12 protein-coding genes are annotated in these 12,608 nt (G+C 72.0%); 4 read left to right on the top strand and 8 right to left on the bottom strand.

Annotation, left to right across the window (positions count from 1 at the left end; all coding sequences use genetic code 11):
- The first annotated feature begins 8 nt into the window (after window positions 1–8).
- Window positions 9–998, top strand: a complete 990-nt coding sequence (locus OG746_RS35150; RefSeq protein WP_266725626.1) for a LacI family DNA-binding transcriptional regulator — start codon at window positions 9–11, stop codon at window positions 996–998.
- Window positions 999–1,020: 22 nt separating this feature from the next.
- Here the strand turns inward: OG746_RS35150 and OG746_RS35145 are convergent, their stop codons facing one another.
- Both OG746_RS35145 and OG746_RS35140 read right to left on the bottom strand, forming a co-directional pair.
- The gene (locus tag OG746_RS35145; protein ID WP_266722143.1) at window positions 1,021–1,581 is read right to left on the bottom strand and encodes a YbaK/EbsC family protein; all 561 of its coding nucleotides are present in this window, start codon (window positions 1,579–1,581) and stop codon (window positions 1,021–1,023) included.
- A 43-nt stretch (window positions 1,582–1,624) separates the two neighbouring features.
- Window positions 1,625–2,197 carry a helix-turn-helix domain-containing protein gene (locus OG746_RS35140; protein ID WP_266722142.1) on the bottom strand — a complete coding sequence of 191 codons (573 nt, stop codon included), beginning with the start codon at window positions 2,195–2,197 and terminating at the stop codon, window positions 1,625–1,627.
- Between the two features lie 182 nt (window positions 2,198–2,379).
- On the opposite strand from OG746_RS35140, the gene OG746_RS35135 reads away from it, so the two are divergent.
- A complete protein-coding gene (locus OG746_RS35135) occupies window positions 2,380–3,246 on the top strand; it encodes a DMT family transporter (protein WP_266722141.1) in 867 nt (288 codons plus the stop codon).
- Between the two features lie 1,243 nt (window positions 3,247–4,489).
- On the opposite strand, the gene OG746_RS35130 is transcribed toward OG746_RS35135, so the two are convergent.
- Both OG746_RS35130 and OG746_RS35125 read right to left on the bottom strand, forming a co-directional pair.
- The gene (locus tag OG746_RS35130; protein WP_266722140.1) at window positions 4,490–5,833 is read right to left on the bottom strand and encodes an MFS transporter; all 1,344 of its coding nucleotides are present in this window, start codon (window positions 5,831–5,833) and stop codon (window positions 4,490–4,492) included.
- Window positions 5,834–5,857: 24 nt separating this feature from the next.
- On the bottom strand, window positions 5,858–6,601 hold the full coding sequence (locus tag OG746_RS35125; protein ID WP_266722139.1) for an acyltransferase: 744 nt from the start codon (window positions 6,599–6,601) through the stop codon (window positions 5,858–5,860).
- Between the two features lie 146 nt (window positions 6,602–6,747).
- Here OG746_RS35125 and OG746_RS35120 point away from each other — a divergent pair, with 146 nt between their 5' ends.
- On the top strand, window positions 6,748–7,269 hold the full coding sequence (locus OG746_RS35120) for a gamma carbonic anhydrase family protein (RefSeq protein WP_266722138.1): 522 nt from the start codon (window positions 6,748–6,750) through the stop codon (window positions 7,267–7,269).
- Window positions 7,270–7,333: 64 nt separating this feature from the next.
- Here the strand turns inward: OG746_RS35120 and OG746_RS35115 are convergent, their stop codons facing one another.
- The 3 genes from OG746_RS35115 to OG746_RS35105 form a co-directional block, all read right to left on the bottom strand.
- Window positions 7,334–7,978 carry a DedA family protein gene (locus tag OG746_RS35115; RefSeq protein WP_266722137.1) on the bottom strand — a complete coding sequence of 215 codons (645 nt, stop codon included), beginning with the start codon at window positions 7,976–7,978 and terminating at the stop codon, window positions 7,334–7,336.
- 89 nt (window positions 7,979–8,067) lie between these two features.
- Complete coding sequence (locus OG746_RS35110) at window positions 8,068–9,663, bottom strand: carboxylesterase/lipase family protein (protein WP_266722136.1); 1,596 nt, start codon at window positions 9,661–9,663, stop codon at window positions 8,068–8,070.
- Window positions 9,664–9,807: 144 nt separating this feature from the next.
- Entirely contained in the window at window positions 9,808–10,260 is a 453-nt protein-coding gene (locus OG746_RS35105; protein WP_266722135.1) for a DUF4442 domain-containing protein, read from the bottom strand.
- Between the two features lie 147 nt (window positions 10,261–10,407).
- Between OG746_RS35105 and OG746_RS35100 the strand changes: the two genes are divergently transcribed.
- Window positions 10,408–11,721, top strand: coding sequence for an MFS transporter (locus tag OG746_RS35100; protein WP_266722134.1), 1,314 nt, complete (start codon window positions 10,408–10,410; stop codon window positions 11,719–11,721).
- A 27-nt stretch (window positions 11,722–11,748) separates the two neighbouring features.
- Here OG746_RS35100 and OG746_RS35095 read toward each other — a convergent pair whose 3' ends face one another.
- A complete protein-coding gene (locus OG746_RS35095; protein WP_266722133.1) occupies window positions 11,749–12,606 on the bottom strand; it encodes a spermidine synthase in 858 nt (285 codons plus the stop codon).
- Window positions 12,607–12,608 lie beyond the last annotated feature (2 nt).

The following is a 12,608-nucleotide window of genomic DNA, read 5'->3' as shown; positions in this document are numbered from 1 at the left end:
ACGCGTCGATGGCCGACGTCGCCCGGGTCGCCGGCGTCTCGTCCCAGACGGTCTCCCGCGTCTCGAACGGCTTCCCCGGTGTCAACGAGGAGACGCGCGAGCGGGTCCGCGCGGCGATGAAGGAGCTCGGCTACCGCCCCAACAGTGCGGCGCGGGCGCTGAAGCGGGGCGACTTCCGCACCATCGGCGTCATCACGTTCACGCTGTCCACGACGGGCAACATGCGCACGCTCGAGGCCATCGCCACCTCCGCCGCGCAGGAGGGCTACGCGGTCACGCTGCTGCCGGTCGCGGTGCCCACGCAGGACGAGGTGCGCGGCGCGTTCTCACGCCTCGGCGAGCTGGCGGTGGACGCGGTCATCGTCATCATGGAGGTCCATCTGCTCGACTCGGCGCGGCTTTCGCTGCCGCCGCACGTGAAGGTCGTGGTCGCCGACTCCGACGCCGGCGACCGTTACGCGGTGGTGGACACGGACCAGGCGGGCGGCACACGCGACGCGGTGCGCCACCTCCTCGACCTCGGCCACCGCACGGTCTGGCACCTGGCGGGCCCCTCCGAGTCGTACGCGGCGCAGCGCCGAACGGACGCCTGGCGTACGGCACTTGAGGACGCGGGCCGCGCCGTGCCACCGCCGGTACGGGGCGACTGGTCGGCCGAGTCCGGCTACCGCGCGGGCCTGCGCCTGGCCGAACAGGACGATTGCACCGCGGTGTTCGCGGCGAACGACCAGATGGCGCTCGGCCTGCTGCGGGCCCTGGAGGAGCGCGGCCGCAAGGTCCCCGAGGACGTCTCGGTCATCGGCTTCGACGACATCCCCGACTCGGGCTCGTACCTGCCCCCGCTCACCACGGTCCACCAGGACTTCGCCGAGGTCGGCCGCCGCTGCGTGGAGAGCGCGCTGCGCCAGGTACGGGAGAGCGAGGCGGAGCGGGGGACGACGTTGGTGCCGACGAGGTTGGTGGTGCGGGAGAGTACGGGGGCGGCGCGGCGGGGGTGAGTCGCTGCGAGGGGGCGGCTCGTCAGACCGTGACGCCCAGTCCCTCCACCACCACGGCTCCCGGCAGTTCGGACAGGGCCTTGCCCGGGACGATCAGCTTGCCGCGGCGGGTGCCGCTGCCGATGAGGACGTGCGGGAGGTCGACGACGGCGGCGTCCACGAGGACCGGCCAGTCGGCGGGCAGGCCGATCGGGGTGATGCCGCCGTACTCCATGCCGGACTCGCCGGTCGCGGTGTCCATCGGGGCGAACGAGGCCTTGCGGGCGCCGAGTTGGCGACGCACCGCGCCGTTGACGTCGACCTTCGTCGCGGACAGCACGACGCAGGCGGCGAGCGTGGTCTCGCCACCACGCTTTCCTGCGACGACGACACAGTTCGCGGACGCGTCGAGCAGATCGGGGCCGTAGTGCTCGACGAACGTCGCGGTGTCGGCCCACTCGGGGTCGGTGTCGACGTGGATCAGGTCCTGCGCGGGCACGGTGCCGCGCCAGTTGCGTACGGCGTCGGCGACGGGCCGGGTGAGCAGGTCGAGTGCCTCGGGGGCGGCGAGTACATGGTCGAAGGTGCCGATGGGTGCGCGCATGGCGGCACGCTAACAGCCGCCGCCCCGGCGCCAACCGGGTGTCTCAGCGTACGAAAGGCACCGATACGGCCATGATCATCTCGACGTCCTCGGTCCCGTCGTTGCGGTAGGAGTGCGCGGTGCCCGCCTCGAACGAGACGCTCGCCCCCGCGGGCACCGCGTGCGGGGTGCCGTCCACGACGAGGGTCAGCTCGCCCGCCGTGACATGGACCAGTTCGATGGTGCCCTGCGGGTGCGGGTCGGAGTCGCTGCCGTCGCCGGGCACGAGCCGCCAGTCCCACATCTCCAGCGGCCCCTGGGACTCGGTCCCGGCGAGCAGCCGGTTGTAGCTGCCGGCGTCCGTGTGCCACAGGCGTACGGCCTGATCCTCCGTCACGATCCGGACGTTGGGGCCCTGTTCGTAGTCGAGCAGCGTGGTGATGCTGACGCCGAGCGCGTCGCCGATCTTGACGACGGTGCCGATGCTGGGGTTCGTGCGGGCCTGCTCGATCTGGATGAGCATGCCGCGGCTGACGGCCGCGCGGGCGGCGAGCGCGTCGAGGGTGAAGCCGCGCTCGGAACGCCAGTGCTTGACGTTGCGCGCGAGCGCTTGGTTCAGGAGATCGAGATCCGCCACGTTCCGTCCAGAGTCGGGGGCCAGGGGGCTGGGGGCTGGGGGCTGGGGGCTGGGGGCTGGGAGGCCTACGGGGTCTTGGACCTTCGAGGCCCTGGGTCAATATTTTGAATGACAGAGTTCAGCTCATTGGACTACGGTGTGGTGCACCACAGCGTCCAGCAAACTGTACTGCGAGGTCCGGCATGACAGCACTCTTCGCCCTGGCCACGAGCCTCATGTGGGGCTTGGCCGACTTCGGCGGCGGGCTGCTGACGCGACGCATCCCGGCGCTCACCGTAGTGGTCGTCTCGCAGGTGATCGCCGTGGTCGTGCTCGGAGTGATCGTGGTCGCCACGGGTGCCTTCTCGGAAGCGGGACCGCAGTTGTGGTTCGCCGTCGCCGCGGGGCTTGTCGGGCCCGTCGCCATGCTCGCCTTCTACAAGGCGCTCGCCCTCGGGCCGATGGGCGTCGTCTCGCCGCTCGGCTCGATCGGCGTCGCCGTGCCGGTCGGCGTCGGGCTGGTGCTCGGGGAGCGGCCGGGGCTGCTGCAGTTCGCGGGCATCCTGGTCGCGGTCGCGGGCGTGGTCCTCGCGGGCGGGCCGCAGTTCAGGGGCGCGCCGGTGCAGCGGCAGGCGGTGCTGCTCACGCTGCTCGCCGCGTTCGGGTTCGGCGCGGTGATGGCGCTGATCGCGGAGGCGTCGACCACGGTCACCGGGCTCTTCCTCGCGCTGTTCGTGCAGCGGGTGACGAATGTCGTGGCGGGCGGGAGCGCGTTGTACGTGTCCGCGAAGCGGGGTGGGCGGGTGCTGCCGGAGGAGGGGGGATGGGAGGTCGTCCGGGGCTCGTTGGTGCCGCTCGGCCTTGTGGGGTTGGCAGATGTGGCAGCCAACGGAACGTATGCGCTGGCCGCTCAGGAGGGGCCGGTTACCGTGGCGGCGGTGCTTGCGTCGTTGTACCCGGTGGTTACGGCACTTGCCGCACGCGGCGTCCTCAGCGAACGGCTCCGCGGGGTGCAGGCGGCTGGCGCCGGGCTTGCGCTGGTGGGAACGGTACTGCTGGCGACGGGCTGACTTCCGCCGGATGTGCTTACGCCTACGGGGCGCCTGCACCGGTACCGGCGTGACACCCACGGGGGGGGCTCCCCCATCGCGCACCGGCATGACACCCACAGGGGGCAGCCCCACCACCGAGCACCAGCACCGGCGTGACACTCACCGGGTGGCTGCCCCATCGCCCCGCACCGGTACCGGCGTTACGCCCACGGGGCGGCAGCCCCACCACCGAGCACGGTATCGGCGTGACACCCACGGGGCTCCGCCCCGGACCCCGCTGCTCAATCGCCGCAGGGGCTTGATTTGGCCCACCCGCCGCGCGGGCTTGATGTGACCCACGCGTCGTACGGGCTTGATGTGGCCCGCCCGCCGCCAGCCCGGCTCGCCCCTGAGCGGTCCGCCGCCTGACGCCGTCACCCGCCCATCTCCCACCCACCCACCCCCTCCGGGGGCGCCAGGTCGGCGGGGCGCCACCCGCCTCGGTCACTCCACGCCGAACCCAACTCCCCACCCGTTGCGGGCAACCACCACCCGCCTAGAGCAAACTGCCCCCCCCTTAAGCGGCTCCCACCCAGCCCGGCCGACTCCGCCCCGGCCAACCGCGGCTCCCGACGACCGTCACCGCCTCGGACAACGCCCCCGGTCGTCGGCCGCACCGCCTTAAGCACCCACACCTCCCCACCCGTGACGGTCCACCGCCCCCGCCGGGCCACCACCCACCAACCACGCCTCCCCACCCTCGCGTTCAGCCACCACCGCCATAGGCAACCCGCCAACCACAGCTCCCCACCCGGGCGGTCAGCCGCCACCGCCTCGGGCGCTCCGCCAACCACGGCTCCCCACCCCCGGCGGTCAACCACCACCGCCTCGGGCAATCCGCCACCCACGGCTCCCCACCCGAGACGGCCGACCGTCACCGCCTTGGGCAATCTGCCGCCTGGGGCGGCAGGGTGGGCAAGGCGGCGCACGGTGCCGCGCAACGAGTACGACAGGCGCCGACCACGGCACGGGCCCGGCACCGCTCAATGGGCATCACCAACCCCGGGCAACCGAAGCCCCCGGAGGGGGCGGGCGGGTGGGAGATAGGCGGGGACCGGCGCAGCCGGGCAAAGAACAGCGCCGCGCACCATCACGGCACACGCCGACCACGGCACGGCCCAAAGGACCGATGCCGCGCACCCGTCACCACAGACGCCAACCACGGCACAGCCCAAAACCCCGGTGCCGCGCACCCGAAACCGCAGGCGCCGACCACGACCGGTCAGATGCGGTAGCGCCGCAGCGCCGGCGCCGCCACAGCCAGGACCAGCATCGCCAGGACCACCAGAACCCCACCCCCGGCCACCGCCGCCCCCGCTCCGAAGGCCGAGCCCGCAGAGCCGTGGAGGACGTCCGCCAGGCGGGGGCCACCCGCGACGACCACGGTGAACACCCCCTGCATCCGCCCCCGCATCTCGTCCGTCGCGGCCGACAACAGGATCGCCCCACGGAAGACCATGGACACCATGTCGGCGACCCCCGCCACGGCGAGGAAGACGACCGCGAGCCACAGGCTGCCGCTCAGCCCGAACCCGGTGATGGCGAGGCCCCACGCCACGATCGCCCCGATCACCATCCACCCGTGCCGCTTCGCCCGCGAGAACGTCCCCGAGAACAAGCCCCCGACCACCGCCCCGATCGGAATCGCCGCGAACAGCAGCCCGAGCGCGAGCCCTTCCCCGTACGGCGCGTAGGTCTCCGCGGCGAGCTGCGGGAACAGGGCGCGCGGCATGCCGAACACCATCGCGATGATGTCCGCGAGGAAGGACAGCAGCAGCACCTTGTGCGTGGACATGTAGCGGAAGCCGTCGACGATCTCGCGTACGCCCGCCCGCTTCTTGACCAGCGTGCCGAGCGGCGGCAACGCGGGCAGCCGGTACACCGCCCACACGGTGACGCACAGCGCGACGGCGTCGATCAGGTACAGCTCGGGCAGCCCGATGACCGGGATGAGGACACCCGCGAGGAGCGGGCCGACGACCTGGCCGGTCTGCATCACCGTCGAGCCGAGCGCGTTGGCCGCGGCCAGTTGGCTCTCGGGCACGAGCCGCGCGATGGACGCGTTGCGGGCCGGCGCGTTGAGACCCCAGAACGCCTGCTGCATCGCGAGCAGCACCATCAGCACGGCCACCGAGTCGAGCCCGGATATCGCCTGCACCCAGAACAGGACCGAGGTCACGGCGATGCCGCTGTTGGTGATCAGAAGCAGCTTGCGCCGGTCCACGTGGTCGGCGATCGCGCCGCCCCACAGCGCGAACACCACGAGCGGCACGAGCCCCGCCATGCTCGCGGCGCCGACCCAGGCCGAGGACCCGGTGATGTCGAAGATCTGCTTGGGCACGGCGACCGCGGTCAGCTGGCTGCCGACGGCCGTGACGATGGTCGAGGACCACAGCCTGCGGTAGGCGGGGATGCGCAGGGGCCGGGTGTCCATGGCCCAACGGCGCCAGCCACGCGGCTTGGCCTCCGACGCCTCCGACGCCTCCGACGCCTCGGAATCCTCCGACGCCCCGGACGCCTCCGGCTCGGCTTCGCCGCCTGTCTCTCTCGTCTCGCTCGTGTCCACGGCTTCCTTGATTGCTCGCTACATCTATCTGGTCCGGGGTTCAGTGTCCCAGGCGTCGTCGTCGAGTTCGGACAGAGCGAGCAGCTGGTCCGGAGTGACCCCTTCGGGGATCGCCCGCGGCGTCGGCGTCCTGAGCGGCGGCTGCCAGCCGGACTCCGCGTCCCAGCTCCGTACGACGCGTGCGGGCGCACCGGCGACCACGGCGTGGTCGGGTACGTCGCCGCGGACCACGGCCCCGGCCGCGACCACCACGTTCCGGCCGATGCGGGCGCCCGGCAGGATCACGGCGCCGGTGCCGATCCAGCAGCCGGGGCCGATCTCGACCGGCTCCATCCGGGGCCATTGCTTGCCGATGGGCTCGTGCGGGTCGTCGTACGAATGGTTCGTGGACGTGATGTAGACGTACGGGCCCATGTAGACGTCGCTGCCGATCCGCACCGTCGTATCGGCGATGACATGGCTGCCGCGGCCGATCACGACACCGTCGCCGAGGGTCAGGATCGGGTCCTGGCCGAGGTCCAGGTCCGGCATCAGGCCCGCGGTCAGGGTCACTTGCTCGCCGATGATGCAGTGCGCGCCCAGCCGGATCCACGGCTCACCGAACACCGTGCCCTGGGGGAACGCGAGCTTCGTGCCGTGCCCGATCGCGCCGAACCGGTGTCCGCCGGACTGCCGCGCGGTGACCGCGCCCTTGCGCTGCACCCAGCGCCATCCGGCCTGTACGAGCCGGTGTGCTGGCCCACCCTTGTCGTTCCGCGTCTTCGGCACGGCGTCACGTTACCCACGCGTATCTGCCACCCCCACCTCGCCGACCTGTGATCTTCGCCCCACAGGTACCTTTCCCTTGGCGCGACGCATGCATGACACACACGGCATGACACGTACACGTACGACACGTAGGGAGCACAGACCTCATGTCCCACGAGGCACTCGTCACCGGCATCGGCGACAAGGAACCGAAGGTGGACCCGGAGGCGTTCGTCGCCCCGACGTCCGTGGTGATCGGCGACGTCACGCTGCACGCGGGCGCGAGCGTCTGGTACGGCGCGGTGCTGCGGTCCGAGGTCGAGCCGATCACGCTCGGCGCGGACAGCAACATCCAGGACAACTGCACGGTGCACGTCGACCTCGGGTTCCCCGCGACGATCGGCGAGCGCGTCTCCGTCGGCCACAACGCGGTGCTGCACGGCTGCACCGTGGAGGACGACTGCCTCATCGGGATGGGGGCGACCGTGCTCAACGGCGCGGTGATCGGGGCGGGTTCGCTGGTCGCGGCGAACGCGCTGGTGCCGCAGGGGATGGTGGTGCCGCCCGGCTCAATGGTCGCGGGCGTCCCGGCGAAGGTACGGCGTGAGCTGTCCGCGGAGGAGCGGGAGATGCTCACGCTCAACGGGACGCATTATGTGGAACTGGCGAAGAGGCACCGGGCACTTTGAGCCCCGCCTCTTAGACGAGAGCCAGCGGGGTTTGGGGCAGAGCCCCGAGCGGTGCGGCGGAACCTCAGCTCACGGGCTCGGGCTCCGCCGACTCCTCATGCTCCGCCACCATCTTCGCCGTCCGCCGCTTCACGATCAGCATGGATCCCAGGCCGATGAGGATGGCCACGCCCAGGCCCACGTACGAGAACCTCTTGAGCCAGTCCTCCGCGACCACGCCCACGTAGTAGATGACCGCGGTCGTGCCGCCGGCCCAGATCACGCCGCCCAGGACGTTCGCGATGAGGAACTTCCAGTACGGCATGTGCAGGACGCCCGCGAGCGGCCCGGCGAAGATGCGGAGCAGGGCGATGAAGCGGCCGAAGAAGACGGCCCACATGCCCCACTTCTCGAAGGACCGCTCGGCGGCGCCGACGTGTCCGGGACCGAAGTGCTTGGGGAACTTGCGTCCCATTTTGGCGAGCAGCGGACGCCCGCCCTTGCGGCCGATCGCGTACCCGATGGAGTCACCGACGACGGCGCCCGCGCTGGCGCAGGCCCCGAGGATGATCGGGTTGACATCGCCGTGCTGCGAGGAGAGCAGCGCCGCGGAGATGAGCACGATCTCGCCGGGCAGCGGGATGCCGAGGCTTTCGACGCCGATCACTCCGGCCACCAGTAGGTAGACGGCGACCGCCGGAATCGTGTCGAGCCATGCCTGGACGTGCATCGACGTCGCCTCCCGTACCCACCAAGATCTGCCTGTGCCCGGCGCGCGCTCCCCTCCGGTACGCGCACGCCGGGCAGCCTACCTGCTCCCTATGACGCCGCCGCGTCCCACAAGGTGCAGTGATGTTCGCGATGAACGTCCGTGGAGAGGGTGATCCCGCCCACACCCGACGTCTTCAGGGACAGCACGTGTCCGGGTGCCCGCCGCTGGTCGGGCATGGCGGGCGCGCCGTCGGCCCGTGGGCTGCCGCCTCTGATGAAGGAGCCCCAGTACTGCACCATCCGGTCGGCGAGCGCCCGCTGTTCGGTATTGAGCGGGGAGTCGAGGCCGAAGTGCTTGAAGAGGTACTGCACCTCGTTGACGTGCGTGGCCCCGAAGTCGAACGTCCTGCCCGCCTCCCTGATCGACGCGAACGGCGGTGAGGTGCGGTCCGCGAACTCGTACGCGTAGACGGGCGGCCCGCTCTTCGCAAGCCGCTGGTCGAGCCGGAGCGCCGGGCACGCCATGAGCTGGTCGCCCTGGGCTGCGGCGTACGCGTAGGTGGGCGACGCGTAGTCGGAGAGGGGGTAGGCGTGCAGCGCCTTCTCCCCCGTCGCCTTCCCGTATGTGTCCGTGAGCGCCTTCGGGTAGGCCTCGGCCGTGAGCGGCTTGCCCTGGCCGTCGTACGCGCCGTACGCGAAGAGGCGGCCCTCGTCCTTGTTGGCGCCGTTGAGGACGGGCACATGTGCCGAGCGGCCCCCGGTGATCGCGGCGGCCGGCTGCTCGGGCAGGAAGTCGCCGCCGGTCACCGGCGCCCAGTCGAATCCGGCCTGCGCGTCGAGGATCTCTTTGGCGGACTTGTTGCGCAGGCACGCCACCGTGTCCGCCGCCGCTCCGCACCCGGCCTTCTCCGCGAACTTCGCGCCCTCCGCGACCGCCGAACTGTGTGCGCGGGCCGCGCAGTCCCCGTACGCCCCGGACTCGATGATCCCGGCGCGGAACAGGCCGCGCCCGCCCGGCGACGCGAGCTGGGTGCACACCGAGCGCCCGCCCGCGGACTCCCCGGCGATCGTCACGCGGTCCCGGTCCCCGCCGAATCTTCCGATGTTGGCGCGCACCCAGCGCAGCGCCAGCTGCTGGTCCTGGAGGCCGAAGTTGCCCGAGACGCCGTCGGAGGTCTGGCCGTCAAGGCCCGCCGCCGCCAGGAAACCCATCGCTCCCAGGCGGTAGTTGACGGTGACGACGACCGTGCCGGTGCGGCGCGCGAAGGTGTCGGGGACGATGTCGGCGCCCGCACCCGCGGTGAGCCCGCCGCCGTGCAGCCACACCATGACGGGCCGCCCCGCCGAACCGTCCGGCGCGTACACGTTCAGGTCGAGGCAGTCCTCCGTGTACGTCGGGTCCTCGTATCCGGGGTCCCAACTCGACGCCTGAACGCACCTGTTGGAGAAATCGGTGGCGTCGCGCACGCCGTGCCAGGACTGCGCCGGGCGTGGCTCACGCCAACGCAGCTTGCCGACAGGCGGTGCGGCGTACGGGATGCCGAGGAACTGCCGCCCCTCGTCGGTGTGTTGACCGTGCACCCAGCCGGACGCGGTGTGCGCCAGGGGGCCGTCGGGCCGTTCGGCGGCGTGCGCCGGCGCCAAGGCCGCGGCGGCCAGCGCCACCACGGCCGCGAGCACCACGCGTATTCGACCGCGTCTCATGTCACGTCCACCTCTTCCGCCCGGCCACCGCATCCGTGCGCAGCGGAAACTATGACCCAGGTTGACTCGTGTCAACGGATTGAACGAGAAACAAAGAAGGCACCACCCCGTCGGGCAGTGCCTTCCTCGCGGTACGGACCCCGCTCAGCCGTTGGGACGCAGCGTCCAGACGACGGTCATCTCGCCAGTGACAGCCCCGTCCTGGCGCGTGATCGCGATGGTCACCGGGAACTCGGGGCGCTCGCCCGCGTCGAGCTCGGCGACCACGTCGGCGGCCGGACGGCCGAGCGTCGCGGTGGCGGTGACCGGGCCCATCGCCAGCTTCTTGTACGCGATGTCGGCGCTCACGGCGAGCGGCACGGCGCGCGAGAGCTGGTCGCCGAAGGCGGCGAGCACGATGGCGCCGCTCGCGGACTCGCCGAGCGTGAACATCGCTCCGGCGTGCGGTCCGCCGACGTGATTGTGGTAGTCGGCCTGGTCGGGCAGCGCGACGACCGCCTTCTCGGGCGTGGTCTCGTGGAACTCGAGGTTCAGGGTGCGGGCCATCGGCACCGTGGCGGCGAGCATCTCGCCGATGGACATCTGATCTGCGCTCATGCCCGAATGTTACCCGTCGGTAGCAACCTTGACCATCCCTTCGAACCCTTGCGGACAACCGGGAGATATCCGGCATCGGCCGACCAATCACCCGGTGTCCGGGGAAGCGGTTTGTCGATTCGGCGGCATGGCGGCGATAGTCCCTCAGTGACCTCTGCCGCCGCCCCCGAACCGAAGCGTCCACGCCTGCGCCCCGCATGGGCCGGGCGGAACTACACGCTGCTCTCCGTCTCGGCGGTCGTCACGACACTGGGGGCGCACGGCGCGCTGATCGCCTCGGCGTTCGCCGTGCTCGATGCGGGCGGCGACGGCGGTGACGTGGGCCTGGTGGCCGCGGCCCGCACGCTGTTCCTGGTGGTCTTCCTGCTGGTGGGCGGCGCGGTCGCCGACCGGCTGCCGCGGCACCGTGTGATGGTCGCGGCGAACGCCCTCAACTTCCTCTCCCAGGGCGCGTTCGCGCTGCTCGTCCTCCAGGGCGACCCGAAGCTGTGGCAGATGATGGCGCTCAGCGCGCTCGGCGGCACGGGTCAGGCGTTCTTCAACCCCGCGGCCGAGGGCATGCTGATGTCCTCCGTCTCCGGGGAGCAGGCGAGCCGCGCCTTCGCCATGTTCCGGATGGGGATGTCCGGGGCGGGTGTGGGTGGCGCCGCGCTCGGCGGGGCAATGGTCGCGGCGTTCGGACCCGGCTGGGTGCTCGCCGTGGACGCGGTGGCATTCCTGGTCGCGGGCGCGCTGCGGATGTTCCTCGACGTGCGGCACATCGCGCCGCGGGAGCCCGGCGGCGGACTGCTCGCCGACATGCGGGACGGGTGGCGGGAGGTCATCGGCCGGCCGTGGCTGTGGACGATCGTCGCCCAGTTCGCGGTCGTGGTCGCGGTGGTGGGCGCGGCCGAGTCGGTGTTCGGCCCGCTGGTGGCGCGCGACGAACTGGGCGGGGCGGGGCCGTGGGGCATCGCGCTCGGCTCGTTCGGCGTCGGCACGATCCTCGGCGGACTGCTGATGATGCGGTGGAAGCCGCGGCGGCTGCTGTTCGCGGCGACGCTCTCCGTCTTCTCCCTCGCCCTGCCGTCGGCGGCGCTCGCCGTACCTGTGCCGCTCGGCTGGCTGATCGCCGTGATGTTCGTCAGCGGCGTCACCATCGAGATATTCGGTGTCTCCTGGATCACCGCGCTGCACCAGGAGATCCCCGAGGAGAAGCTCTCCCGCGTCTCTGCCTACGACTGGTTCGGCTCGGTGGCGATGGTGCCGCTGGCCACCGCGCTCGCCGGCCCGGCGGAGTCCGCCTTCGGCCGGTCGGCCTCACTGTGGGGATGCTCGGCGCTCGTGGTCGTGGCGACGGCGGCGGTGCTGTTCGTGCCGGACGTACGGCACCTGCGGCGGCGCGGACCGGCCACCGCCGCGCCCCACGAACCGACGCTGACCGACCCCACGCTGGCCGAACCCCCGGTCACCCCACGCTGACCGACCCCACCCTGGCCGAGCCTCCCGTCACCCCACGCTGAACGAACCGCCCGGCGGTTCCGGCGAGGGAACCGCGTCCGCGTCCGCCACCGGCTTCGCGTCACCGACGAATCGGCGCAGCGCGGCGCCGTGCTCCACCCGCGCGGGGAACGCGTCGCGGGCGGTGCGCCGCGCCAGCTCCGCCACCTCCAGCTCCTCGCCCGAGGCGAGCAGCACGGCGTTGCCGAAGCGCCTGCCCCGCAGCACCGCCGGTTCGGCGACGAGCGCGACATTGGGGAACACCGCGGCGAACGTGGCCAGTTGGGAGCGCAGGAACGCGAAGGGCGCGCCGTCCGCGAGGTTCGCCGCGTACGTCCCGCCGGGCCGCAGCACCCGCGCCGCCTGACGCGCGTACGCCAGGGTCGTCAGGTGCGCGGGCACCCGGGAGCCGCCGAACACGTCCCCCACGAGCACGTCCACGCAGGCGTCGGGCGCCGCCTCGAGCCAGGCCCGCGCGTCGCCGCCGTGCACCACGACGCCCGCGTCGTCCGGCACCGGCAGATGTTCGGCGACGAGCGCGAGCAGCCCCCGGTCCGCCTCGACGACCTCCTGCCGCGAGCCGGGCCGGGTGGCGGCGACGTACCTGGGCAGGGTCAGCGCGCCCCCGCCCAGGTGCAGCACGTCGAGCGGCGCGCCCTCGTCGCCGAGGCAGTCGAGGACGTGGCCGAGCCGGCGCGCGTACTCGAACTCCAGGTGCGCGGGCTCGTCCAGGTCGACGTACGACTGGGGCGCCCCGTCCACCGTGAGCAGCCAGGCCCGCCGCCGGTCCACGTCGGGCAGCAGCTTGGCGGTGCCGTGGTCGACGTCACGGGTGACGGGTATCGGCTCGGGTTCGGATGCGTTCACGT

The organism is Streptomyces sp. NBC_01016 (assembly GCF_026341035.1).
In the GTDB taxonomy this organism is placed as follows: Bacteria; Actinomycetota; Actinomycetes; order Streptomycetales; family Streptomycetaceae; genus Streptomyces.
This window is presented reverse-complemented; position numbering and strand designations above follow the sequence as displayed.

Excerpts from the sequence above, each read along its gene's own strand:
- OG746_RS35145 (WP_266722143.1), bottom strand. The coding sequence starts at position 1,581 with ATGCGCGCACCCATCGGCACCTTCGACCATGTACTCGCCGCCCCCGAG.
- OG746_RS35120 (WP_266722138.1), top strand. The coding sequence starts at position 6,748 with ATGTCCCACGAGGCACTCGTCACCGGCATCGGCGACAAGGAACCGAAG.
- OG746_RS35115 (WP_266722137.1), bottom strand. The coding sequence starts at position 7,978 with ATGCACGTCCAGGCATGGCTCGACACGATTCCGGCGGTCGCCGTCTAC.
- OG746_RS35105 (WP_266722135.1), bottom strand. The coding sequence starts at position 10,260 with ATGAGCGCAGATCAGATGTCCATCGGCGAGATGCTCGCCGCCACGGTG.
- OG746_RS35110 (WP_266722136.1), bottom strand. The coding sequence starts at position 9,663 with ATGAGACGCGGTCGAATACGCGTGGTGCTCGCGGCCGTGGTGGCGCTG.
- OG746_RS35135 (WP_266722141.1), top strand. The coding sequence starts at position 2,380 with ATGACAGCACTCTTCGCCCTGGCCACGAGCCTCATGTGGGGCTTGGCC.
- OG746_RS35150 (WP_266725626.1), top strand. The coding sequence starts at position 9 with ATGGCCGACGTCGCCCGGGTCGCCGGCGTCTCGTCCCAGACGGTCTCC.